Source organism: Devosia sediminis (assembly GCF_016411825.1).
In the GTDB taxonomy this organism is placed as follows: Bacteria; Pseudomonadota; Alphaproteobacteria; order Rhizobiales; family Devosiaceae; genus Devosia; species Devosia sediminis.
Window position 1 is genome coordinate 1,158,339 of sequence record NZ_JAEKMH010000001.1, and the last position, 24,562, is coordinate 1,182,900.

General features: G+C 64.4%; 20 protein-coding genes and 1 tRNA gene. 10 read left to right on the top strand and 11 right to left on the bottom strand.

What is annotated here, in order from left to right:
• Window positions 1–9: 9 nt before the first annotated feature.
• Entirely contained in the window at window positions 10–2,682 is a 2,673-nt protein-coding gene (locus tag JEQ47_RS06090; RefSeq protein WP_198875463.1) for an Rne/Rng family ribonuclease, read from the bottom strand.
• A gap of 567 nt (window positions 2,683–3,249) precedes the next feature.
• On the opposite strand from JEQ47_RS06090, the gene JEQ47_RS06095 reads away from it, so the two are divergent.
• The 4 genes from JEQ47_RS06095 to JEQ47_RS06110 all read left to right on the top strand — a co-directional run bounded on the left by JEQ47_RS06095 (window position 3,250) and on the right by JEQ47_RS06110 (window position 8,806).
• On the top strand, window positions 3,250–4,473 hold the full coding sequence (locus JEQ47_RS06095; RefSeq protein ID WP_198875464.1) for an N-acetylmuramoyl-L-alanine amidase: 1,224 nt from the start codon (window positions 3,250–3,252) through the stop codon (window positions 4,471–4,473).
• Between the two features lie 84 nt (window positions 4,474–4,557).
• Window positions 4,558–7,038, top strand: coding sequence for a penicillin-binding protein 1A (locus tag JEQ47_RS06100; RefSeq protein WP_198875465.1), 2,481 nt, complete (start codon window positions 4,558–4,560; stop codon window positions 7,036–7,038).
• A gap of 55 nt (window positions 7,039–7,093) precedes the next feature.
• Window positions 7,094–7,177 (top strand) — tRNA-Leu (locus JEQ47_RS06105).
• A gap of 267 nt (window positions 7,178–7,444) precedes the next feature.
• A complete protein-coding gene (locus JEQ47_RS06110) occupies window positions 7,445–8,806 on the top strand; it encodes an MATE family efflux transporter (protein WP_198875466.1) in 1,362 nt (453 codons plus the stop codon).
• Window positions 8,807–8,821: 15 nt separating this feature from the next.
• On the opposite strand, the gene JEQ47_RS06115 is transcribed toward JEQ47_RS06110, so the two are convergent.
• From JEQ47_RS06115 to JEQ47_RS06125, 3 genes are all read right to left on the bottom strand, one after another.
• On the bottom strand, window positions 8,822–9,256 hold the full coding sequence (locus tag JEQ47_RS06115) for a VOC family protein (protein ID WP_198875467.1): 435 nt from the start codon (window positions 9,254–9,256) through the stop codon (window positions 8,822–8,824).
• A gap of 82 nt (window positions 9,257–9,338) precedes the next feature.
• Window positions 9,339–9,611 carry a hypothetical protein gene (locus JEQ47_RS06120; protein WP_198875468.1) on the bottom strand — a complete coding sequence of 91 codons (273 nt, stop codon included), beginning with the start codon at window positions 9,609–9,611 and terminating at the stop codon, window positions 9,339–9,341.
• A 120-nt stretch (window positions 9,612–9,731) separates the two neighbouring features.
• Entirely contained in the window at window positions 9,732–11,297 is a 1,566-nt protein-coding gene (locus JEQ47_RS06125; RefSeq protein ID WP_198875469.1) for a serine hydrolase, read from the bottom strand.
• Window positions 11,298–11,632: 335 nt separating this feature from the next.
• Between JEQ47_RS06125 and clpS the strand changes: the two genes are divergently transcribed.
• From clpS to JEQ47_RS06145, 4 genes are all read left to right on the top strand, one after another.
• Window positions 11,633–12,052 carry an ATP-dependent Clp protease adapter ClpS gene (gene clpS, locus JEQ47_RS06130; protein WP_236020657.1) on the top strand — a complete coding sequence of 140 codons (420 nt, stop codon included), beginning with the start codon at window positions 11,633–11,635 and terminating at the stop codon, window positions 12,050–12,052.
• 9 nt (window positions 12,053–12,061) lie between these two features.
• Window positions 12,062–14,404 (top strand): ATP-dependent Clp protease ATP-binding subunit ClpA, encoded by a 2,343-nt coding sequence (gene clpA / locus JEQ47_RS06135; RefSeq protein WP_198875470.1) that lies wholly within the window; start codon window positions 12,062–12,064, stop codon window positions 14,402–14,404.
• 228 nt (window positions 14,405–14,632) lie between these two features.
• A complete protein-coding gene (locus tag JEQ47_RS06140) occupies window positions 14,633–15,145 on the top strand; it encodes a GNAT family N-acetyltransferase (protein ID WP_198875471.1) in 513 nt (170 codons plus the stop codon).
• A gap of 266 nt (window positions 15,146–15,411) precedes the next feature.
• Window positions 15,412–16,701, top strand: a complete 1,290-nt coding sequence (locus JEQ47_RS06145; RefSeq protein ID WP_198875743.1) for a metal-dependent hydrolase family protein — start codon at window positions 15,412–15,414, stop codon at window positions 16,699–16,701.
• Here JEQ47_RS06145 and JEQ47_RS06150 read toward each other — a convergent pair.
• Window positions 16,698–17,513, bottom strand: coding sequence for a DUF1295 domain-containing protein (locus JEQ47_RS06150; RefSeq protein ID WP_198875472.1), 816 nt, complete (start codon window positions 17,511–17,513; stop codon window positions 16,698–16,700). The genes JEQ47_RS06145 and JEQ47_RS06150 overlap by 4 nt on opposite strands.
• Window positions 17,514–17,674: 161 nt before the next feature.
• Here JEQ47_RS06150 and JEQ47_RS06155 point away from each other — a divergent pair, with 161 nt between their 5' ends.
• Together JEQ47_RS06155 and JEQ47_RS06160 are read left to right on the top strand one after the other, a co-directional pair.
• On the top strand, window positions 17,675–18,688 hold the full coding sequence (locus tag JEQ47_RS06155) for a YeiH family protein (protein ID WP_328768452.1): 1,014 nt from the start codon (window positions 17,675–17,677) through the stop codon (window positions 18,686–18,688).
• A gap of 64 nt (window positions 18,689–18,752) precedes the next feature.
• Entirely contained in the window at window positions 18,753–19,922 is a 1,170-nt protein-coding gene (locus JEQ47_RS06160; RefSeq protein WP_236020658.1) for an MFS transporter, read from the top strand.
• 2 nt (window positions 19,923–19,924) lie between these two features.
• Here the strand turns inward: JEQ47_RS06160 and JEQ47_RS06165 are convergent, their stop codons facing one another.
• The 6 genes from JEQ47_RS06165 to JEQ47_RS06190 all read right to left on the bottom strand — a co-directional run bounded on the left by JEQ47_RS06165 (window position 19,925) and on the right by JEQ47_RS06190 (window position 24,494).
• On the bottom strand, window positions 19,925–20,569 hold the full coding sequence (locus JEQ47_RS06165; RefSeq protein ID WP_328768321.1) for a YoaK family protein: 645 nt from the start codon (window positions 20,567–20,569) through the stop codon (window positions 19,925–19,927).
• Window positions 20,570–20,576: 7 nt separating this feature from the next.
• Entirely contained in the window at window positions 20,577–20,993 is a 417-nt protein-coding gene (locus JEQ47_RS06170) for an HIT family protein (protein ID WP_198875475.1), read from the bottom strand.
• Between the two features lie 188 nt (window positions 20,994–21,181).
• The gene (locus JEQ47_RS06175; RefSeq protein ID WP_198875476.1) at window positions 21,182–22,357 is read right to left on the bottom strand and encodes a GNAT family N-acetyltransferase; all 1,176 of its coding nucleotides are present in this window, start codon (window positions 22,355–22,357) and stop codon (window positions 21,182–21,184) included.
• A 74-nt stretch (window positions 22,358–22,431) separates the two neighbouring features.
• Complete coding sequence (locus JEQ47_RS06180; RefSeq protein ID WP_198875477.1) at window positions 22,432–22,890, bottom strand: RidA family protein; 459 nt, start codon at window positions 22,888–22,890, stop codon at window positions 22,432–22,434.
• Complete coding sequence (locus tag JEQ47_RS06185) at window positions 22,887–24,218, bottom strand: DNA polymerase IV (RefSeq protein WP_198875478.1); 1,332 nt, start codon at window positions 24,216–24,218, stop codon at window positions 22,887–22,889. Before JEQ47_RS06185 ends, JEQ47_RS06180 begins: the two co-directional genes overlap by 4 nt.
• Window positions 24,219–24,494: a DUF3572 family protein gene (locus JEQ47_RS06190; protein WP_198875479.1), complete on the bottom strand. Its 276-nt coding sequence runs from the start codon at window positions 24,492–24,494 to the stop codon at window positions 24,219–24,221.
• Window positions 24,495–24,562 lie beyond the last annotated feature (68 nt).

Sequence of the window (24,562 nt, forward strand, 5' to 3'; positions counted from 1 at the left end):
TTGCTGTTTCTAGCCGAGGCCGAGGCGGCGCTGCCACCAGCCGGCCTTTTTCTTGGGCGGCTCGGGCTCGCCTTCGGCGGGCGCGACAGGCTCCTCGGCAGCGGCCGGGCTCGATGTCACCACCACGCCTTCGGGCGGCAGCTCCTTCTTCACGCGCCGCGAACGCGCCGGCTTTTCGTCCTCGGTCGCAGCGGCAACCGGCTCTGCGGCCGGAGCTTCCGCCGGCGCCGCCTTGGCCTTGCGGGCGCGCGGCGCCTTGGCCGGGGCAGTCTCGGTCAGAGCCACATCGGCGGCGGCCTCGGCGGTTTCTGCCTTGGGCTTGCGGGCGCGCGGCTTGCGCTTGGGCTTCTCGTCGTCGGCGGTTTCAGCAGACGCATCGGCGGTTGCCTCGACCGGCGTGGTTTCGGCGGGCGCCGATTCCTCGGTTTCGGTGACCTTCTTGCGGCGGCTGCGGCGCGGCTTTTCAGCCGGCGCTTCCTCGGCGGCAGCTTCGGCCGGGGCCTCGGCATTCACCTCGACATGGTCGACGACGGCGTCGGCCGGTGCGGAGACAGCGGCCTCGGCAGTGTCGCTGCCGCCTTCGCCGTTCTCGCGACGGTTGCGACGGCCACCACGGCGGCCACGGCGGCGGCGGCGGCGGCCTTCGCCATCGCTGTCGCCATCGGCCCGCGCGACGGCGCTCTCATCGCTATCGGCATCTTCGCCTTCGGCATCGCCATCGGCGTCCGGTTCGCTGCCGGCTTCGGCAACCTGCTGGTTCGGATGATCCCCGCCACGACCACCGCGACGGCGGCGACGGCGGCGGCGGCGGCCATTGCCGTCCCCTTCACCCTGCTGCTCGGACGAGCGGGCTTCGGTTTCTTCAACCTCTTCGGCTTCCGCCTCGTCTTCTTCCTCGACCGCGTCCTCGATGACGGCGCTGTCGACGCGCACATGGGCGGCGGCGCGCTGATCGGCATAGGCGGACACGCGGGTCTCGCCCTTTTCGATGGCGAACTGGTGCCCGGTCATCTTGCCATCGGCAGTGATGGTGATGGAGAGGTTGTTCCGCACTTCGAGCTGCGAAAGGGTGTCGCGCTTGTAATTGAGGATATAGAGCGCGACTTCGACGGGCACGCGGACATTGATCGACTGGCCCTGCTTGCGCAGGACGTGATCCTCGATGTGGCGCATGATCATCAGCGCCAGCGATTCAGTCGAGCGCACGAGGCCGGTGCCGTCGCAGATCGGGCACTTGTGGGTGGACGATTCCACCACGCCGAAGCGGATGCGCTGGCGGCTCATTTCCATGAGGCCGAAATGGGAGATGCGGCCCACCTGGATGCGGGCGCGGTCGTCCTTGAGGCAATCCTTGAGCTTGCGCTCGACGGCCCGGTTGGAGCGGTTCTCCATCATGTCGATGAAGTCGATGACGATGAGACCGGCCAGGTCGCGCAGGCGGAGCTGGCGGGCCACTTCCTCGGCCGCTTCCAGATTGGTCTGGAGGGCGGTGTCCTCGATATTGTGCTCCTTGGTGGAGCGGCCCGAGTTCACGTCGATGGAAACGAGCGCTTCGGTCGGGTTGATGACGATATAGCCGCCGGAGGGCAGGGTGACCGTGGGCGAGAACATCTGGTCGAGCTGGTTCTCGACGCCGAACTTGGAGAAGAGCGGCTGCTCTTCGCCATAGGGCTTCACGTTCTTGGCGTGGGACGGCATGATCATCTTCATGAAGTCCTTTGCCTCGCGGTAGGCATTGTCGCCTGCCACCAGAACTTCATCGATGTCCTTGTTGTAGAGATCGCGGATGGTGCGCTTGATCAGCGAGCCTTCCTCGTAGACGAGGCACGGCGCCGAGCTTTCCAGCGTCAGCGTGCGCACGCTTTCCCACAGGCGCATCAGATATTCAAAGTCGCGCTTCACCTCGGCCTTGGTGCGCGAAGCACCGGCCGTGCGCAGGATCACGCCCATGCCCTGCGGCACTTCGAGATCGGCGGTGATTTCCTTGAGGCGCTTGCGGTCGGCCGCATTGGTGATCTTGCGCGAGATGCCGCCGCCACGGGCGGTATTGGGCATCAGAACCGAGTAGCGACCGGCGAGCGAGAGATAGGTGGTAAGGGCTGCGCCCTTGTTGCCGCGCTCTTCCTTGACCACCTGCACCAGCATCACCTGGCGGCGCTTGATGACTTCCTGGATCTTGTACTGGTGACGGCGCTGCTGGCTGGAGCGGCGACGCTCCGGCACTTCCTCGAGCGCGTCCGCCCCGCCGATCGATTCGACCGGTTCGCTGTTGGCGGGGGCTTGCTCGATATGGCTGGCATCGCCGGGTTCCTGCGGATCGGCTTCGGCGTCCGGCTCGGTCACGCCTTCGGGCACCGAGACGGTGTCTTCGGCTTCCTCGTGGTGATCGTCTTCCGTTTCCTCATCGCGCAGCAGCGCTTCGCGGTCGGCAACGGGGATCTGGTAGTAGTCGGGATGGATTTCCGAAAAGGCGAGGAAGCCGTGGCGATTGCCGCCATATTCGACAAAGGCGGCCTGCAGGCTGGGTTCAACCCGCGTCACCTTGGCGAGGTAGATATTTCCCCGCAACTGGCGGCGTGCCGCCGATTCGAAATCGAACTCCTCGAGCCGGTTACCTGATGTAACGACAATCCGTGTTTCTTCCGGGTGGATGGCATCCACCAGCATTCTCTTGGTCGCCATATTGAGCTCCGCGCACCCGCGCGCCGACAAGGGGACGCCGGGAGGCCGGCATCCTGGTCATGGCGCATTGCGGGGCGAATAGGTTTGATGTTGGGCGGCGCGAACCTCTCACGTTCAGCGCCATGGTGTTTTCGGTCAGGGCCGGCATTGAGGGCGAAGCAAAGCGGCAATCGGTAGTCTCGATCGCGTCGCGCTCTGTTCGCCAGCGGGCCATATGACCTCTTCCTATTGGGTGTCAGGCCAAGCGCCTGGCACCGTCCGGCCCGGTTGGGCCGAAATTCGTTCATGCAGGAGGTTGAAACCGCAACTTCCGCTCCGGGCCATAGAGGGTGTCGTCAACACCCCGAAAACGACCGCGGAACATACGCACCTGCACTCTAAGCGTGTAGAAAAGTTGCGCCGGAATGGCAACAGGAAAGTCAAATTGGTCTCGCTGGGGCGGTTTTCCAGGTTCATTCCTTGGCCCGTGGCGCAAATCATCGCATAAGGCCATATCTGCCGAAGAATCGCCGTAACTGCGCGGCAACTAGCGGCCCGGATTTTTGGGAGCCGGTCGACGTCTTGACCATGCGATTTCTGATACGCCTCGCCTTGGGCGCGCTGGCCATGGTGGCCGGTCTTGCTGTGGCTCAGGCGCAGGACGCTGCCGTCCTGCCGCCGCTTCCCAATGTCATCGATGCGCGCGTGACCGCCACGGCCGATCGCGCGCGGCTGGTGGTCGACCTCGCCGAGCGCACTGCATTCTCCTTTGTTTCCCTCGCAGACCCGCAGCGGCTGGCGATCGACGTGCGGGCCGGCACCTTTTCCGTGCCCGAACCTTCGGGCGCACCGGCAGAAGGCCTCGTCGAAGCCTATGTCATCGAACAGGCAGCGGCGGACCGCGTGCGCACGACGTTGACCCTGCGCGGGCCGGCACAGGTGCAGCAGGCCTATGTGCTCGACGCCTTCGAGGGCCAGCCGGCCCGGCTGGTGGTCGACATCATTCCCGCCACGGCCGAGGAATTCGCCGCCAATGTGGAGCGCGACAAGCAGGGTTCGGAGGCCGTTGCCGCGCCAGCCGTCTCGACGCCCGCGGGCGGCTCGGAAGTGGCCAGCGACAGCCGGCCGCTCGTGGTGATCGATCCCGGCCATGGCGGCATCGACAGCGGCGCGGAGACGCCGGAGGGCGTCAAGGAAAAGGATATCGTCCTGGCCTTCTCGCTGCGCCTGCAGGAACTGCTCGTGGCATCGGGGCGGTTCGACGTGGCCCTGACCCGCGAGGACGATTCCTACCTGCGGCTCGAGGAGCGCGTGGAACTGGCGCGTCAGAACAAGGCCGACCTTTTCATCTCTCTGCATGCCGATAGTTTCCAGCAGCCGGAAATCCGCGGCGCTTCGGTCTATACGCGTGACGAGAACGCCACCGACGTGCTCGACAAGGTGCTGGCGGACAACGAGAACGCCTCGGACGTGATCGCGGGCTTTGCCATGCCCACGACCATGGCGCCGGAAGTGGTCGATATCCTGCTGGACCTGATGCGGCGGGAGATGCGCGTGCAGTCCTTCATGGCCGCCCAGTCGATCGTGCATCAACTGGAGCCCAGCGTGCAGTTGCGGCGCTTCCCCGTGCGGCAGGCCGACTTTTTCGTGCTGCAAGCGCCCGATGTTCCATCCGTGCTGGTGGAACTGGGTTTCCTCTCCAACGCCAGCGACATGGCCAACCTGATGCAATCCGATTGGCGGGATCGCACGGCCGAAGCCATTGCGCGCGGCATTTCCACCTATTTCGACGGTCTCGAGGAACAGCCGTGAATCGCGTTCGAGTGATCAACAGGGCGGTTCGCTTCTGGTATGATTCCGTGAAGGCCGCTTCGGCAGCCGGGAGAGTCTGACCAGATGTTTCGTCTGCTTGGCTGGCTGTTTGGCTTCGGCATGTTCCTCGCCCTGGGCGGGGTTGCGGCGGCGGCCGTCTATCTGAGCGTCGTTTCGGCGCAATTGCCCGACTATACGGTGTTGCAGGACTACCAGCCGCCCGTTACTACCCGCGTGCACGCCGCCGACGGGACGCTGCTGGCCGAATATGCGCGCGAACGGCGCCTGTTCCAGCCGATCGAGACCGTGCCGCCATTGGTGGTCGAGGCCTTCCTCTCGGCCGAGGACAAGGATTTTTACAGCCATAGCGGCATTGCCGTAGACGGCGTGATCCGCGCCCTGCGTGACAACGTCATGGCGCGCATGGATGGCGACAGCTCGATCCAGGGTGGCGGCTCCTCGATCACCCAGCAGGTGGCCAAGAATTTCCTCCTGACCTCGGAACAGACCTGGGACCGCAAGATCCAGGAAGCGGTGCTGGCGCTGCGGATCGAATCGACTTTTTCCAAGGACAAGATCCTCGAGCTCTATCTCAACGAGATCTTCCTCGGCCTCAATTCCTACGGGGTGGCGGCGGCGGCGCTGAATTATTTCGACAAGGCGCTCTATCAACTGACGCTGCCGGAGGCGGCCTATATCGCTGCCCTGCCCAAGGGACCGAACAACTACCATCCGTTCCGTCGCGCCGAAGCGGCCATCGAGCGCCGCAACTGGGTGATCGACCGCATGGTCGAGAATGGCTATGTCACCTATGAAGAGGCGGCGGCCGCACAGAAGGAGCCGCTGAACGTCATTCCGCGTGCCGCCGGCAGCCAGCTCTATTCGGCGGAATATTTCACCGAGGAAGTGCGCCGCGACCTCGCCAAGCTCTACGGCGAGGACCAGCTTTATGGCGGGGGCCTGTCGGTGCGCACGACGCTGGAGCCGCGCCTGCAGGAATATGCGCGGCGGGCGCTGATGGACGGACTGGTGGATTTCGACCATGCCCGCGGCTTCCGCGGTCCCGTGGCCAGCGTGGAACTGGGCGATGACTGGGGCGCTGCCGTCGCGGCCATCGAACCGCTCAGCGACGTGCCGGAATGGCAGCTCGCCGTCGTGCTGGACGTTGGCAACAACCAGGCGCGCATCGGGCTGCGGCCCGAAGACGATGTCGATGGCGCGGTGACTTCGGCGCGCGTCGAGGGGACGCTTTCCGGGCCGGAGATTCGCTGGATTTCCCAGCCGGTGCAGGACATCCTGAAGGTCGGCGACGTGGTCTATGTGTCCCCGGTATCGGGGCAGGACGGCGTCTTCACGCTCGAGCAGGTGCCCGAGATCGAGGGTGCGCTGGTGGCGATGGATCCGCGCACCGGCCGCGTCCTGGCCATGGTGGGCGGGTTCTCGTTTGCCGAAAGCGAGTTCAACCGCGCCACGCAGGCGCTGCGGCAGCCCGGTTCGTCGTTCAAGCCCATCGTCTATGCGGCGGCACTCGACAATGGTTATACGCCGGCTTCCGTGGTGCTGGATGCGCCGGTGGAAGTGCGGATGGCGGATGGTTCAGTCTGGCGGCCGGAAAACTATTCGCAGGAATTCTACGGGCCGCAGACCTTGCGGCGCGGCATCGAGCGCAGCCGAAACGTCATGACCGTGCGCCTGGCGCGCGATATCGGCATGCCGCTGATCGCCGACTATGCCCAGCTCTTCGGCATTTATGACAATATGCAGCCGGTGCTGGCCATGGCGCTGGGTGCCGGGGAAACGACGGCGATGCGGATGACGGCGGCCTATGCGACCATCGCCAATGGCGGGCGCAAGATCGTGCCGACGCTGATCGACCGTATCCAGGACCGCTATGGCGAAACCGTTTATCGCCACGACCAGCGGGTCTGCGACGGCTGCGAAGCGGCGGACTGGCACGGGCAGGGGGAGCCGCGCATCCTCGACAATCGCCCGCAGGTGCTCGACCCGATGACCGCCTACCAGATCACCTCGATGATGGAAGGCGTGATCCAGCGCGGCACCGGCACCAAGGCCCGCGCGCTCAATCGGCCGGTGGCAGGCAAGACCGGCACCACCAATGACTACAAGGATGCCTGGTTCGTCGGCTTTACGCCCGAGTTGGCCGTCGGCATCTATGTCGGCTACGACCAGCCGCGCTCCATGGGTTCGGCATCGACCGGCGGCGACATGGCCGTGCCGATCTTCACCAGCTTCATGGCCAATGCGCTCCAGGGCAAGCCGGCGACGCCGTTCAACGTGCCGGATGGCATGCAGGAGACGTGGATCAACCCATCGACGGGCGTCAAGGCGTTCGAGGGCGAGGAGGCCATCGCCGAAGCGTTCAAGCCCGGCACGGGGCCGAACCTGATGACCTCGGTCATCGGGCTCGATGTGCAGGCGTTCGACGCCATCCAGCGCGAACAGATGATGCAGCAGCAGTATGGCGCCGGCTTCACGACCACCCAGCCGAGCGGCAATGGCAGCTTCCTCGATCCCAGCTTCGAGGAGAGCACCGGACGCTGGTGACAGGGCCGCGCAGGCTGTTGCGCGGCGCCCACTTCTCGGCTAGGAACCGAGCCGTGCCCCTCTGGCGGAATGGTAGACGCAGAGGACTCAAAATCCTCCGCCGCGAGGCGTGCCGGTTCGAGTCCGGCGGGGGGCACCATTCCTTCCAATCCGATCCGGACATGGATTGCGGCGACGACCGCCGGGCAGTCGTCGCGCGCCTGTTGCGGCACCGCAATTGACGCTCCGCCGGGCGAGGCGTATGCAAGCCGCCGTCATTGCCCAAGCCTCCAGCGCCCGTCCAGCCGGCACCGCAATTGCGCGGTGTGAATTGGTCCCCCCGGCCGCCTGCCAGGTATTTTCGACAGCAGCCGGATTGGGGCCAGAGCCGTGACGCGCCCTTTGTTGCATTTTCCGGAGCGTTCGCATGAACCCCCAATCCACCCGCCCCCTCTGGCAGCGGTTTGCCTTTTTCCTGGTGCCTCTGATGGCATCGAATATCCTTCAGGCGCTCTCGGGCACGATCAATTCTATTTATGTTGGGCAGATGATCGGCGTGGAGGCGTTGGCCGCCACCGCGACCTTCTTCCCCATCATGTTCTTCCTGATGAGTTTTATCATCGGCCTGTCGTCCGGCTCGACCGTGCTGATCGGGCAGGCCTGGGGCGCACGTGACATCGACAAGGTGAAGCGGATCACCGGCACCACGCTGACCGCGGCGATCGCCCTGGGACTGGTCGTGGCCTTTGTCGGCGGCATCTTCACCGAGCAGATCATGACGGTGCTGGGGGCGCCGGAAAACATCCTCCACATGGCCGTGGGCTATGCGCGGATCGTGCTGATCGGCATGCCTGGCTTTTTCCTCTTCCTCGTTGTCACCTCGGTGCTGCGCGGGGTCGGCGACACGATCACGCCGCTCCTTTCGCTGATCATGTCCATGGCCGTGAGTCTGGTGGTGACGCCGGCGCTGATCCAGGGATGGTTCGGCCTGCCACAACTGGGCGTCGATGCCGCTGCCTGGGGCATGATCGCCGGCTTCCTCACCGTGCTGGTCTTCCTGTTCGTCTATATGCGCGCCCGCAACATGCCGCTTGCCCCCGACGCGGTGTTGCTCGGCGCCATGCTGCGTCCTGACTTCAGGCTGCTCGGGCTGATCCTGAAACTGGGCGTGCCCGCAGGCCTGCAGATGGTGATCTCCTCCATCGCCGGCATTGTTGTGGTGGGCCTCGTCAACCGGTTCGGTTCCGATGCCACGGCCGCCTATGGCGCGCTGGGGCAGGTGATGAGCTATGTGCAGTTTCCGGCCATGTCGATCGGGATTGCCGCCTCGATCTTCGCGGCCCAGGCGATCGGCGCGCGCCGCAACGATCAGATCGGGGAGATCACCCGCACGGCGGTGGTGCTGAACCTCATCATCACGGGCGGGCTGATCATCCTGGCCTATCTGTTCAGCCAGCATGTCGTGGCCCTGTTCATCACCGATCCGGAGGTCGTGGAGCTGACCGAGACGCTGCTGCATGTGGTGCTGTGGAGCATCCTCTGCTTCGGCTGGAGCGTGGTGTTCTCGGGCATCATGCGCGCCAGCGGCACCGTCTATGCGCCGATGATCCTGTCGCTGGCCTGTATTCTCCTGATCGAGCTTCCCGGCGCGGTGTGGCTGAGCCAGACCAGCCTCGGGCTGACCGGCATCTGGGTGGCTTATGCGGCGAGCTTCACCATGATGCTGGTGCTGCAAGCGGCCTGGTACCAGTTCGTGTGGAAGAAGAAGGAGATCGTGGCGCTCGTTTGAGCGCCACGACACCGATCAGACAGCCCGCGCTGCGGCTACGGCCAGGTAGTGCGGGTTGTACATCAATGCCAGGATGTGGCCGAAGGGATCGATCACCGAGGCGCCGATGAACCCGCGGCCGAAGTCGCGTGCCGGTTGATGCAGCGTAGCGCCGAGGCTGACGAGGCGCGCCAGCTCGGCCTCGATATCGTCGACATGCCAATAGACGATGGCGCCACCGGCCGCAGCGGGCGCCTGGGCGAAGCCACCCGACATCGGGACGTTCAGAAGACCGAATTCATGCTGGTAGTCCCCGACCCGGAACTCGGCATAGGCCGGCGTGTCCATATAGGGCGCAATCCCGAAGACTTTGGTGTACCAGCTCTTGGCGGCGTCGAAATCGGTGACCGGAAAGACAACGGTCGTGAGGCCGCGCAGCGGCGACGGGATGGGGTCGGTTTCGGTACTCATGCTGGGTCTCCTTTTGAAACGAGGCCAGCATGGAGGAGCGGGGCGTCAGTTTTCGTCAGCTGACGCCGGATGTCAGGAGACCTCAGCCCTGGCCGAGGGTCAGCCGCAGCGCGCGCTTGCCGCCGGGGGCGAAGACATCGACTTCGACATGGACCGGGTCCTGCGCCATGCGGCGGGTGCGGGCCGAGAGCGCCATGACCACGCCGAGCAGGTCGCCCACCGAGCGCTTCTGGCGCGGCAGCATCCGCTCGGTCATGCCACTCAGCGCCTTGTTGCGGACCTTCATGTCCGGCGAGGCGAGGGGTGAGCGGCCAACGAAATTGGCCAGCTCGATAAGAGCATTGCGGTCACTCATTGGGCTACTCCATACACAAGCACCAATTGATCCCCGGAGACGGCAATACGCGCCGTCCATTTGCTTGGGCCGGTTAGGGGCCCGCGGCCGGCGGTAGGTCCGCCGTGCCGAAGCTTGCTGTTACCCCTGCATGGCCAGGCACGACATGTCCTGGTCCTTGAGGTGATTGCACATGGTGGTCGCGGCATCGCGGTCGCCGAAGCCGACGAAGCGGGCGCGGTAGAAGGTCTGGCCGTTCTTCTCGAAGGGTTCGACATAGGACCGGAAGTCGCCGAGCGAACCGACCTTGCTGGCCGCGTCGGACAGCATGGCGCGGGCGCTGGTCTCGGAAGGGCCTGCGCCGATCTGGACGATCCAGCCGCTGACCGGGGCTGCGTCGGCGACGGAACCCGAATGCATCAGGTCGACCGGCTGGCCGGCGGCGGGAGCGGCATTGTTGTCGACCGATCCGGGCGGCAGCAGTGGGCTCGAGGGCGCGGTCTGGCCGAGCGCGGCCGGCGGGGCGCCGAGATTATAGGTCTCGCTGAGCCAGGCGCCGATGACATCCTCGTTGGGATAGATCGGCTCGGCCTGGCTGGGAGCGGCAAGGACGGTGGCAGCATGAACGGCCGGCGACAGGCCGAGGTCGGCCGGGGCAGGGGTGGGCAGCGCCACCGGGGCAGCCGAAGCGACGGCGACCTGGGGCTGCGCGCCATTGGCCGCAACCAGCGCCGCAAGCCGGAAATCGGGCATGGGCGTGGGCATGGCGAAAGTGGGCTTGCGCGGCTGGGCCAGCGCGAACTGGGTATTGCCCTGGCGACCCGGGACCGGAACCATGGCGGTCTGCAAGTAGTCGCCGCGGCGGCCCTTGTCGAGATAGTTGGAGACGAGCTGGCGGACCTTCTCATCGCGCGATGCGGCGGAGTTGAAGCCGAAGGCGACGACCACGATGTGGCGGTCGTTCTTGCGGGCAGCGGTCAGGAGGTTCGAGCCGGCAGCATTGATGTAGCCGGTCTTGATGCCGTCGACGGCGCCCATATAGCCCAGCACGCGGTTGTGGTTGCCATAGGTCTTGCCGCCATAGCGGAACGACGTGGTCTGGAAGAATTCGTAGTATTGCGGGAAGTGCTGGTAGACGGCGATGCCGAGGATGGCCTGGTCGCGCACGGTGGTGACCTGGCCGCCATCGGGCAGACCCGAGGCATTGCGATAGGTCGTGCTGCTCATGCCCATGGCGCGAGCCGTGGCGGTCATGCGCTCGGCGAATTTCGATTCAGTGCCGGAAATGTGTTCGGCAATGACGCGGGCCATGTCGTTGGCCGACAGCGTCACGAGGGACTTGATGGCGTCTTCCACTGAAATGGTCGACCCGGCGCGCAGACCCAGTTTGGTGGGGACGGCCGAGGCGGCGTGACGGGAGACGGTCATCTTGGTGGAGAGGCTGAGATTGCCTGCCTGCAGCTCCTGGAAGAGCACGTAGAGCGTCATCACCTTGGCCACGGAGGCCGGGTAACGCCTTGAATCGGCTTGCTCCTCATAGAGGATACTGCCGGATTTGGCGTCCACGACGATGCCCGCATATTTGCGCAGGTTCTCAATGGCGTGGGCCGGCGCCGCAGCTGAGAGGCTGACGGTCAGAACAAAAAGAACGGCCGCAACAGCGCGAAAAATGGCGACGTGAAAGGGGGTCTTTGCCAGGAAAATCACCCGGTACTCCAATTACTTATCGGACTTCTGCCCGTACGCACTCGTTTGACGCAGCCGGTTTTCGATTGGCCCCAAACCTCGAAATCCAGCCTCAGTGCAGATTAGCCACAGGCCGTTACGAATCTGTAAAATGCGATGGATTTTTGGCGCCTCACGGCATTTTGCCGGCTCACTGTGGGCAGTTGGCTGCACCAGTTCCCGAAAAAGGTTGCCTGGCGCGAACTAAGACCCAGGTCACATTTTCGGGATGGGATGGCCCTTAACATGGCGCTGATTTTGCCTACATAATGGGTCCAACCAACTGCTTCGTTTCCTCCGGCGACAGTACGACTGCCATGACCATGACTTCCCCTTTGCCCGATCTCATCCTGCCGTCCGCCAGCCGGTTCGCTTCGCCTTTGCGCGTCGTTGCCGGCCCCAAGGATGACGACGGGCGCCGACCAGGCGGAAACGATGCGGATTTCGAAACCGGGACGGTGACCAAGACGCGTCCCAAAACCAAGCGCCCGAACCTTTACCGGGTGCTGCTGCTCAACGACGACTACACGCCGATGGAGTTCGTCGTTCTGGTGCTTCAGGACGTCTTCAACAAGTCACGCGAAGACGCCATGCGCATCATGCTGCACGTCCACCAGAAGGGGGTCGGTGAGTGCGGCGTATATCCATACGAGGTGGCCGAGACCAAGGTGACCCGCGTCATGGATACGGCACGCAAGAACCAGCATCCGCTGCAATGCGTGATGGAAAAACAGTAGGAACATCATATGCCCTCATTTTCGCGCGGACTCGAAAAGGCCCTGCACCAGGCGATGAACCTGGCTCGTGAGCGCAACCATGAGTTTGCCACGCTCGAGCACCTGCTCCTGGCCCTGACCGATGACCGCGACACCGTGGCCGTGCTGACCGGGTGCGACGTCGATATCGACGCGCTCAAGAGCGACCTCGAAGACTTCATTAATGAAGAACTGGACAGCCTGGTCGTGCAGAACGGCCAGGATGCGCGGCCGACTGCCGCCTTCCAGCGCGTCATCCAGCGCGCGGTGATCCACGTCCAGTCATCCGGTCGCGAAGAGGTTACGGGTGCGAACGTGCTCGTCGCCATCTTTGCCGAACGCGAAAGCCATGCCGCCTATTTCCTCGAGCAGCAGGACATGAGCCGGCTCGACGCGGTGAATTTCATCTCCCACGGCATCACCAAGTCAGGCCCCAGCGAAGAGCGCAAGGTGCGCGGCTCCGAAGAGGGCGAAAACGGCCATGCCGAAGGCGGACCGGAGGCCAAGAAGAGCTCGGCCCTCGCCGATTTCTGCGTCAACCTCAACGAGAAGGCGCGCCTCGGGAAGATCGACCCGCTGATCGGCCGCGATGCCGAGCTGCGCCGTACCATCCAGGTGCTGTGCCGTCGGTCCAAGAACAACCCGCTTTATGTGGGTGACGCGGGCGTGGGCAAGACGGCCATCGCCGAAGGCCTGGCGCGCAAGATCATCGAAGGCGACGTCCCCGAAGTGCTGCAGGAAGCGGTCATCTATGCGCTCGACATGGGCGCGCTGCTGGCCGGCACGCGTTATCGCGGCGACTTCGAAGAGCGTCTCAAGGCGGTGATGAAGGAACTCGAGAAGATGCCCAATGCGGTGCTCTTCATCGACGAGATCCACACCATGATCGGCGCCGGCGCCACCTCGGGTGGCGCGCTCGATGCATCGAACCTACTGAAGCCTGCTTTGGCGTCGGGTGCGATCCGCTGCATCGGCTCGACCACCTACAAGGAATATCGCCAGTTCTTCGAGAAGGACCGGGCTCTCGTGCGTCGCTTCCAGAAGATCGACGTCAACGAGCCGACCGTTCCTGACGCCATCGAGATCGTGAAGGGCCTGAAGCCCTATTTCGAGGACTTCCACAAGGTCACCTATACCGACGAGGCCATCAAGTCGGCAGTGGAACTGAGCGCCCGCTACATCACCGACCGCAAGCTGCCGGACAAGGCGATCGACGTCATCGACGAAACCGGGGCCAGCCAGAAGCTGCTGCCGGAAGGCGAGCGCAAGAAGGTGATCGATGTCGAGGACATCGAAGCCACCATTGCCACGATCGCGCGCATTCCGCCCAAGTCGGTCAGCAAGTCCGATGCGGAGCTGCTCTCGGGGCTCGAACAGAGCCTCAAGACGGTGGTGTTCGGGCAGGATTCCGCCATCACGGCGCTGTCCTCGGCGATCAAGCTGGCGCGCGCCGGCCTGCGCGAACCGGAAAAGCCGATCGGCTCCTACCTGTTCACCGGCCCGACCGGCGTAGGCAAGACCGAAGTCGCCAAGCAGCTCGCCGATACGCTCGGCGTCGAACTGCTGCGCTTCGACATGTCCGAATATATGGAGCGCCACACGATCAGCCGGTTGCTGGGCGCCCCTCCGGGCTATGTCGGCTTCGACCAGGGGGGCCTTCTTACGGACGGCGTGGACCAGCATCCGCATAGCGTGGTGCTGCTCGATGAAATCGAGAAGGCCCATCCGGATCTCTACAACGTCCTGTTGCAGGTGATGGACCACGGCAAGCTGACCGATCACAACGGCAAGGCGGTAGATTTCCGCAATGTCATCCTGATCATGACGTCCAATGTCGGCGCCGCCGAACTGGCCCGCTCGCCCATCGGCTTCGGCCGCAAGCGTGAGCAGGGGGACGACGAAGAGGCGATCAACCGCACCTTCTCGCCCGAGTTCCGCAACCGGCTCGACGCGATCATCTCCTTTGCGCCGCTGCCGCGCGAAGTGGTCCGTCGCGTGGTGGAAAAGTTCGTGCTGCAGCTCGAAGGCCAGCTGGCCGAGCGCGGTGTCACGATCAACCTCACGCCGGAAGCGGCCGACTGGCTGGCCGAGCACGGCTATGATGAACGCATGGGCGCGCGCCCGCTGGGCCGCGTGATCCAGGAACACGTTAAGAAGCCGCTGGCCGACCAGGTGCTGTTTGGCGAACTGGTCAATGGTGGCTCCGTCACCGTGGCCGTGGTCGGCGAGGGCACGGAGGCCAAGCTGGAGCTGGTGGCCGTGCCGCCGCGTCCGGCCAAGCCCAAGGCGCTGCCGCGGCCCAAAAAGCCGAAGGCGACCGCCGACAAGAGCTGACAATTCAGCTCGGACGAAATGAAGAAGGCCCGGAGCGATCCGGGCCTTCTTGCTGTGTGAGCGATCGGAGTCAGTCGGCGCCGCTGATGCCAGCAGGGATGCGCCCACTTGGAGAAATGGCATCGGCCGGGCAGCGGCCTCGGTCCCTTGCTTGATCCAGGTCAACGTACCCGCTGATTGGTTGACGTATAGGGAAGGGTAAGGGCACACGCAGGAAGGCGGTACGGAATGGACCAACAATTTACGCAACTGATCACGCGCAGCGGCCTCACCCTGCGGGTGCGGCCGGTTCGTCCCGGCGATGAAGCGGCGCTGGCGAAATTTTTCGAAGAGGTCACAGCCGAGGACAGGCGGTTCCGCTTTCTGAGCGTCGTGCGGGTGGGGCGCGAGCATGTTGCGGCCATGACCCAGGTCGATCACCACCAGACCGAAAGTTACGTGGCCCTCGACGAAACCGGCACCACCATTCTCGGGACGGCCATGCTGGCCTGCGATCCAATGCTCGAAACGGGCGAAGTGGCGATCTCGGTGCGCGGGGATCAGAAGAACCGCGGAATCGGTTGGGAATTGCTGCGCCATGTCGAACGCCAGGCCGAGGCCAGGGGCGTCAAGCGCCTGATGAGCATCGAAAACTGCGCCAACAAGTCCGCCATCCAGATCGAGCGGGAAATGGGATTCGACGCGCATGCCTATGACGGCGACATGACCCTGGTGGTGCTGCAAAAGGGTCTGGCGGCCTGATCGGGTAGCCGCATCACGCTGGCCGGACATGGTTCCGGCGCCTGGTGCGAGGCCAGTGCCCGTGCCGACCCCGTACGCAGATAGGGACGCCGACCATGGTTGCGGGACGCAATGCCATTCGCAGCGGGCCGGGGCGGGATAGGCTGGCGCATCCAAAAGCCAATGGGTGCGTCATGAGGGTCTATTCCACAGTGCAGTCCAGCGAGCGCTTGAGGCTGCGAGCCGCCGTCTCCACAGCATTGCTGCTCATCGCTGCCCCGGCCGCCATGGCCCAGCCGATGCAGGAGACAGTGATCTTCGAGAATGTCCGGATTTTTGACGGACAGTCTGAAACGCTGTCGGAGCCTAGCAATGTCCTCGTGAGCGAGGGACTGATCTCAAGCATATCTGCCAGCCCCATTACCGAGGAGGGTGCCGTCGTCATCGATGGCGAGGGCATGGTGTTGATGCCGGGGCTTATCGATGCGCATTGGCATACTATGCTGATCCGCAATACGGCGCCGCAGAGCATTGTCGGCGACGTCGGCTACAACAATATCGCCGCAGCCGACGAAGCGGCCGATACGCTGATGCGCGGCTTCACCACTGTGCGGGACGTCGGCGGGCCTGCCTTCGGGCTCAAGCAGGCTATCGACGAGGGGCTGATCGAAGGGCCGCGGATCTATCCGTCCGGCGCGATGATCACCGTGACATCAGGTCACGGCGATTTCCGCCAGTTGCACGAATTGCCGCGCACCATCGGCGGGCACATGTCGCGCATGGAGGTGATCGGCGGCGCCATGGTGGCCGACAGTCCGGACGAAGTGCGGGTGCGGGTGCGTGAGCAGTTGATGCAGGGCGCCAGCCAGATCAAGCTGACGGCCGGGGGCGGGGTGTCGTCGCCATTCAGCCCGGTGGACGTCTCTACCTTCACGCTCGAGGAACTGACGGCAGCGGTGGAAGCGGCCGAAAACTGGGGCACCTATGTGACCGCCCATGCCTTTACGTCAGCAGCCATCCGGCGTTCCATCGAGGCAGGTGTGAAGGTGATCGAGCACGGCTTCCTGATGGATGAGGAAACGGCGCAATTGATCGCCGAAAAGGATGTCTGGCTCAGCCTGCAGCCATTGCCCGAGGCGCTGCGGCTGGGCTTTCCGGAAGGATCAGTGCAGCGTGTCAGCGCCGATCAGGTTTTTCCCGGCATCGGGCCGACTTATGAGTTGGCCAAGAAATACAACATCAAGACGGCCTGGGGCACGGACGTGCTGTTTTCCCAGGCGCTGGCGCAGCAGCAAGGTGCGATCCTGGCCTCGCTGGAACAGTGGTACACGCCGGCCGAGGCTTTGATCATGGCCACCAGCGCCAATGCCGAAATGCTGGCGCTGTCGGGCCCGCGCAATCCCTATCCGGGTGCGCTCGGCGTGGTCGAGGACGGCGCGCTGGCCGACCTGCTGCTTGTGGACGGCAATCCGCTGGAGGACCTTGGCCTCGTGGCCGACCCGGCAAACTTCGTGGTGATCATGAAGGATGGGGTCATCTACAAGAACACACTTGATGAGGAGCCGTCGGATCCCTAGCCGAGGTAGACCTTGAGGTTCTTGAGCGAATAGAGCGGCACCAGCGGCAGCAGGATAGGGACGCGACGCTCATAGCCCCGGAACTCCGCATCGTCGCCATAGCGCTCCGCCTGCTTGAATTCGAGACGGCGGGCGGAGCCAAGCATGATGAGCTGGATGCAGATCAGGCCCGCAAGCGCCAGGGCCCAATCGAGAAGGCTCGCATAGGCCGATAGGCCGGAGACGAAAATGCCGAGCCAGAAAACCATTTCGCCGAAATAGTTCGGGCAGCGGACCATGGAAAAGAGGCCGGTGTCGCAGAAGCGCTGCGGATAGGCTTTCTTGAATTGGGTCTTCTGCCAATCGGCAAGCGCTTCGAGAGCAAGCCCGAGCGCCGCGACCGAAAGCCCCCATGGCAGCGAGGACAGGTCGGCACCGTCCGCCCGCGCGGAGAGGCTGATCAGCGCCGGCGCATACATGGCGACGTAGAGCGCCGCCACGCTGACCCAGATCACCAGTTTCAAACCACCCTTGATATGGCGGCTGCGCTCCTTCGAGGCCTCGAGCTCGCGGGCAAAGCTCGGCTGGCGTTCGCGGGCGATCAGGTGGCTCGAGAGCCGTAGGCCATAGGCCAGCAGCAGTCCAGACTGCGCCAGCGTAAAGAGATCGAGCTGAGGCTGGTAGGCCAGCGGGAAAGCCACCGCGAGCAGGGCGATGGAAAAGCCATAGCCGAGACTGACGAAGTAATCGGTGCGGATGAAGCCCAGCGCCGAAACCAAAAGGGTGAGGACGAGGGCAGCCGGCAAAGCGGGCCAGGGATAGGCTAGCAGCATGGGACGTCTCCGGATCGCAGAGCACAACGCAGCAAGTGGCGCTCTGGATTGCCCGCGAGCGCAACCTTTGCGGCTGCATATGGCGGATCGGAGGTGCAGCCAGTCTGCGATTGAGTTGCTCGGTCGCAATGTTTATCTAGGGCGAAGTTCCCTGAGGCAAAATTGTGCTCCGTACTGCGCGTCTTTTAGCAATCTGGCCCGGACTCCTTCTCAGTATGGGTGTCGCCGCCCTGGCCGCCGGAGTGGAATGGGCGGAAGTAACCCTCAGCGGGCATCGTTGGATCGATGGTCTGGTGCTGGCCATTCTGTTCGGTACCGGCATCCACACTGCGTTTGGGCTCGATCCCCGGTTTCGTGCGGGCGTCAATTTCGCTGCGAAAATCGTGCTGGAACTGGCGGTGGTGGCGCTCGGCGCGACGATCAGCGGGGCGGCGATTCTGGGATCCGGTGCGCCCTTGCTGGCGGCCATTGTCGTGGTCGTGGTCGTGGCACTGGGTGCCAGCTACGCAATCGGCCGGCTGGTCGGGCTCAACCGGCGTCAGGCGGTGCTGGTTGCCTGCGGCAATTCCATCTGCGGTAATTCGGCGATCATGGCGGCGGCGCCGGTGATCGAGGCCAAGGCCGAGGACGTGGCGGCTTCGATCGGCTTTACGGCGGTGCTGGGCATTCTGGTGGTGCTGCTGCTGCCGGGGACCCTGCTGCTACTCGACCTGTCAGCGGGCCAGTATGGCATTGTGGCCGGCTTGTCCGTTTATGCGGTGCCGCAGGTGCTGGCGGCAACGGCACAGACCGGGCCGGTGAGCAGCCAGATCGCGACGGTGGTAAAGCTCGTGCGCGTGCTGATGCTGGGGCCGGTTGTGCTTGTGCTCGGTCTCATTACCGGCAGGCGGCAGCGGCGCCGGGTGGCCCCCGGGCTGCTCGTGCCATGGTTCATCATCGGCTTTCTGGTGTTGATGCTGCTGCGAAGCGCCGGTGCGCTGCCGCAAGGCGCCATCGACCTGCTCGGCGTAGTGTCCGGCCACCTGACGCTGGTGGCGATGGCCGCGCTCGGGCTGTCCGTCGACCTGCGATCCATAGTTGCCGCAGGCGGAAAGGTGCTGCTGGCCGGAAGCCTATCCATTGCCATGCTGGTGACGCTGGCACTGATCGCGGTGGCGGTGCTGCCGCCGATCTAGAGTGTCACAGAATCGAAATACGCCTAGCTTATCGGTTCGCTGACCTCCTTCCGGTGCTACCACCTTGCACGCTCTGCGATACCTGCTTGTCCTTGCCATTGGCCAGAATGTCGGCTGGGGCACGATCGGCCTGCTCACCGTGCTGGGCGCCGATATCGCGGCGGGTCTCGATATGTCGCTGCCTTCAGCCTTCATGGGCAGCACGGTGTTCTACGTCACCATGGGCCTTGTCGCCCCCGTGATGGGGGCTGCTTTCGTGCGCTTGGGCGCGCGTCGCCTGCTGGTGGCTGGGTCGCTTGGCCTGGCGCTGGGCTTTGCCGCGCTCGGAGCGAGTCAGGACATCGTGACTTACCTGGCAGCCTGGCTGGTGCTGGGCCTGTCGGGGGCGACCTCGCTGTCCACGGCGGCCCATATTGCGCTCAACGAAGCGCTGGGCGCCAAGGCCGGGCGCGCCATCGGGGCCTTGATGATCGCATCGGGTCTGTCGGGAACGATTTTCTGGCCAATCACTGCCTATCTCAGCCAGGGCATGGACTGGCGACTGGTCTGCGCGCTCTACGCTGCGCTGCTGGTGGCCACCGCCGTGTTGTATCTCGGGGGACTGCCCATGAGGCCCAATGCGGAGCCGGGCACGAACAAGGGCGTCGAAGCCCCGCCGCCTGTGGAGCTGGGTGGCACATTCTACATTGTCGCCGCGGCCATTTCGCTCAATGCCTTCGTGACCTTCGGTTTTTCGGGCATCATCATCGAACTGCTCAAGAGCTATGGCCTGCCGCTGGCGACTGCCACGACACTCGCGTCGTCTCTGGGGATCATCCAGATTTCTGCGCGCGCCCTGGATTTTCTTGGCGGTCAGCGCTGGGACGGCCTCAACACGGCGCTGGTCGCCGGCCCGACGCTGCTGGCGTCATTGCTGCTGCTGCTGGTGATGCCGGAGCCGAGCCTCGTTGCCATCATCGGTTTCATCGTGATCTACGGCTTTGGGGCGGGAGCGCTCGCCGTGTCGCGGGCGACGATGCCGCTGGTGTTCTACGACCGGGCTGACTATGCGCGGGCGCTGTCGCGGATTGCCCTGCCGCTGAACCTGCTCTCGGCTGCGGCGCCGCCGATCCTCGTCGCCCTGCTCGAGGGCATCGGGCCCTCGCTCATGCTGCTGGTCGCGTCGACCTGCTCTGCCGCGGCGCTGGGCCTACTCGTCATGCTGCACCTGCGCCGGCCGGCACAACGCCGCTGATTTCAAGCGTGCAGCCGACCTGCCCACAGATGGGCGAGGGTGAAGGCCGCGTAGATGGCGAGGGGTAGCAGCAGGGTGAAAATGCCGACGAAACGATAGGCGAAGGCGCCGAGGACCGCGCCACCAAGCAGGCCGAACCAAACCGCCAGATGCTGGAGCCAGCGGAGGGGCGGCGCCAACCGGCGTAGCGCCAGCGCCAGGTCCTGCCCGGCGGCATAGAGCGTTCCTGTCACGAAGGTGGCGCCGAGCCGCACCGCGCCGCGCATGGGCAGAATGGCATTCTGCGCGCCGGCAGTGGCCGCCAGCACCAGCATGGTCTGTCGCGCCGGGTAGCCCGCAACGGTCAAGGCCAGCGTGGCGGCAGTACCGGCGAAGACTGCGCCGCTCGCCAGCGCCGGACCCCATCGCGTTCCCGAATGCGCAAGGAAGGCGCCGATCGCGCTGCCGATAAAGAAGAGAAGGATCAGCGAGCCCGTCAGGACGACCGTGGGCCAAACACCGTCCACAAAGGCGGCGCCGCCTTGGGTGGTGTTGCCGCTCATGAAGGACGTGAAATAGCCACCCAGCTCGATAAAGCCGACGGCGTCTATAATGCCGGCCGACGCCGTGAGCACCATGCCGGACGCAAGAAGACGAGCGGGTGTCACGATAGGGTCAGAGCTGGGCCGCGATGGACTTGGCCAGCGCCGCCAGTTCGGCATCGTCGGCGCGGCCGGAAGCGTGGGCCCCCGGTGCGATGCCCTCATAGGCCGGGATGAGGTGGAAATGCAGGTGAAAGACGGTCTGTCCGGCAGGCGCCTCATTGTACTGGGCGAAGCGCAAGCCGTCGGCATTGGTCACAGTTTTGAGGGCTCTGGCGACGCGCTGGACGAGGGGCATGACGGCCGCGAGGTCGCCCGGATCGGCATCGAGCAGGTTACGCGACGGGGCCTTGGGAATGATGAGCGTATGCCCCTTGGATTGCGGAAAAATGTCCATCATCACGAGGGCGGTGTCATCGTCGTAGACCTTGTGGCAGGGCAGTTCGCCCTTGAGGATCTTTGCGAAGATGTTGGTGGGATCGTAGGTCATGGACTTCCTCTCAGGCACACTCGCAGAAGCCCTCAACACCCCGATCGTCACCCTCGGGCTTGACCCGAGGGCCTGCGCTTGATCTAGGCATTGCAAGTATAGAGCCCTCGGGTCAAGCCCGAGGGTGACGCGCGGTGATGGCGAATACCCCCACCCGACCTCCCCCTGAAGGAGGGGGAGGAGAAGAGCTACCGTTCCTGCCGCTCGCCTTTGCGGAAGGGCATAAAAGTCTCCAGCAGCTCCTGCTGGTGTTCGATGGCCGGGCGTTCGTCTTCGAGATAGTCGGCGACGGCGCGGCGCAGGCCGGGGTGGGCAATCCAGTGGACGGAGTGGGTCAGCACCGGTTCGTAGCCGCGGGCCAGCTTGTGTTCGCCCTGGGCCCCGGCCTCGACCACGGCCAGCTTGTGGGCAATGGCATAGTCGATGGCCTGATAGTAGCAGACCTCGAAATGGAGGAAGGGCACGTCGCGGACGGCGCCCCAATTGCGGCCGTAAAGCCGGTCCTTGCCCCGGAAGTTTATGGCACCGGCAATCGGAATATCGCCGTCATAGGCGAGCATCAGCACGACACGCTCGGCCATGTATTCGCCGAGCAGCGAAAAAAAGGAGCGATTGAGATAGGGACGGCCCCATTTGCGGGCGCCGGTATCCTCGTAGAAGTCGAAGAAGGCGTCCCAGTGCTGCTCCTCGATTTCGCGGCCGGAAAGCCACCGGACCTCGATGCCGTCGGCCAACGCATCGCGGCGCTCGCGGCGAATGGTCTTGCGCTTGCGGGAGGACAGGGTTTCGAGAAAATCCTCGAAGCTCGAATAGGACTGGTTGTGCCAGTGGAACTGGGTATCGACGCGGCGCAGCCAGTCGAGAGAACCGGCGAGACCTGATTCGGCCTCGGGCACAAAGGTGAGGTGTACCGACGAGGCATCGAGCCGGCCGGCCAGTTGCTGGGCGGTCGACAGCAAGGCGGACTGGGCTTCGAGGCTGCCCGAGGGGACGAGCAGTTTTGGCGCGGTTGCGGGGGTGAAGGGCACAGAGCCCTGGAGCTTGGGGTAATAATGCCCGCCGGCGCGTTCGAGGGCATTGGCCCAGCCGTGATCGAACACATACTCGCCCATGGAGTGGGATTTCAGGAAAAGCGGCAGGAGCCCGACGGGCGTGTCCGCCGCATCCTTGAGAAGGATATGCTGCGGCTGCCAGCCGGTCTTGCCGGTGGCGCAGCCGGATTCCTCGAGCGCGCGGAAAAAGGCGTGGTCAAGGAACGGATTGTCGGGGACGCCCGATGTAGACGGCACGAGGCTGTTCCACACCGCAGCGGGAATAGATGCCGTGGTGGGGTGGATTGCAGCCGTAAAACTGGGTTCGGGCACTGGGATGGATATCCCTGACTGGAGGTCAGGCCGATATGGTGAAAGGCCGCCCCGGTTTCAACCGGGGCGCCCGGTCACACTTCGATGACTGCCTCGATCTCGACGGCGGCGCCGAAGGGCAGGGCGGCCACGCCAAAGGCGGCGCGGGCATGCTTACCCTTGTCGCCAAGGACCCCGACCAGGAGGTTGGAAGCGCCATTGGCCACCAGGTGATGCTCGAAGAATTCGGGCACCGATGCGACCAGCACGGTGAGCTTTACCACGCGCTTGACTTCGTGGAGCGGGACGCCGGCCATGTGCACGACTTGGGCGAGGATGTTGACGGCGCAGAGCTCGGCGGCATTGCCGCCCTGCTGCACGTTCATGGTGTCGCCGAGGAGGCCGGTGACGACGCCCTGGTCGTTGCTGGAGAGCTGGCCGGAGACGTAAAGGAGATTGCCGGTGCGGGCGACCGGGACGTAGCTGGCAACCGGCGCCTTGGGGGCGGGCAGTTCGTAGCCATATTCGCGGAGCTTTTCGATCGGGTCGGTCATCTGGATTTGCCTTCGAGGTCGTCTGCTTCTTCTTCGGATATCGGAGCCGATGGAGCATCGGGCCGGGATGAATAGAGCTTGCCGCGAACCACGGCGCTGCGCCCGAACCGGGTGCGCACCTTGTCCATGGCCCGCTCGGCGGCGGCCTTGCGGGCCACCATCGGCTCCAGCAGATCGCCTGGATCGGAGCCATCGGCAGCATCGAGGCCGGAAACGCCGATGCCGATGAGGCGGAACGGCGTGCCATCGATTTCGCGCTGCAACAGGCTCATACCGGATTCGTAGAGCACATTGGCAAGCTGTGTCGGCATCATCAGGTGTCGGGCGCGCGTGCGCAACCGAAATCCCGCAGTCTTGAGTTTCAGCGTCACCGTGTCGCCCACCACGCCCTTGGCCTTGAGGCGCTCGGACAGGCGCTCCGAGCATTTGAGGAGCTCGGTGGAGAGGTCTTCGAGCGAGGCGATGTCCTGGTTGAAGGTGGTTTCCGACGAGATGGTCTTCATCTCGCCGTCGATGGACACCTTTCGGGCATCCTGACCCTGGGCGAGGCGGGCGAGGCGCGCGCCGGATTCGCCATAAAGGCGCATCAGGCGGGTCGGATCCTCCTGCTGGAGCTGACCGATCGTGTGATAGCCGTCCTTCTTGAGGGTTTCCGAAAAGACCTTGCCGACGCCATAGATGAGGCTGATCGGCCTGGGCGCGAGGAAATCGAGGGTTTCTGCCCTGCCGATAACGGCAAAGCCGCGCGGCTTGTCGAGATCGGAGGCGACCTTGGCGAGGAACTTGTTGTGGCTGAGGCCCACGGAGATGGTAACGCCGATCTCCTGTTCTATGGCGCGGGCAAACCGGGCGAGGGTAAGGGCCGGTGGCGCCTTGTGGACGCGCTCGGTGCCGGTCATGTCCAGAAAGGCCTCGTCGATGGAGAGCGGCTCGACCAGTGGGGTCAGGGCGTCCATGTGCTTGCGGATCTGCCGGCTGACCTCCACATATTTGCTCATGTTGGGTGGAATGATCACGGCATCCGGACAGAGTTTGCGCGCCTTGAACATGGGCATGGCGGAGCGCACGCCGGACTGACGGGCGATGTAGCAACAGGTGGAGACGACGCCACGCTGGCCACCGCCGATGATCAGCGGCTTGTCCCGCAGGCTGGGATCGTCGCGCTTCTCCACCGAGGCATAGAAGGCGTCGCAATCGACATGGGCGATGGAGAGCGAAAAAAGTTCGTCGTGGTGCCGGAGCCGCGGCGAGCCGCAGGACGGGCAGCGCCCCGGCGGGGCACTGGACCCGCTGGTCAGGCAATCGCGACAGAACCAGTCCGTGGCCATCTACTCGGTCCGGTTGAGCTTGTGCCAGACGCGCATGAAACTTTCCGGCGTCATGCCGGCATTGGCGCACAAAGCGAGCAGAATCGGTTCGTTTGCGGCAAAATAGTCGATGAGGCCGTGCTGCAGACGCACGGAGCCGAGCGCAGCGCGCAGCGAAGTGGGGTCGAGACCTGCCTGCTGCATGAAGGCCAGGAGGTCCTCGGGATGTTCCGCGAGGTATCCGAGGCAGGAATCAGCAAGGGCGGAAACGTCCGGCGCGCGGTCGGAAACGGGCAAGAGGCGGCCTCATGAAGGTGTTTTGTTTAAGTTTCAATGCTAGCCCAGAAGCAATGGAAAGCGAAGCT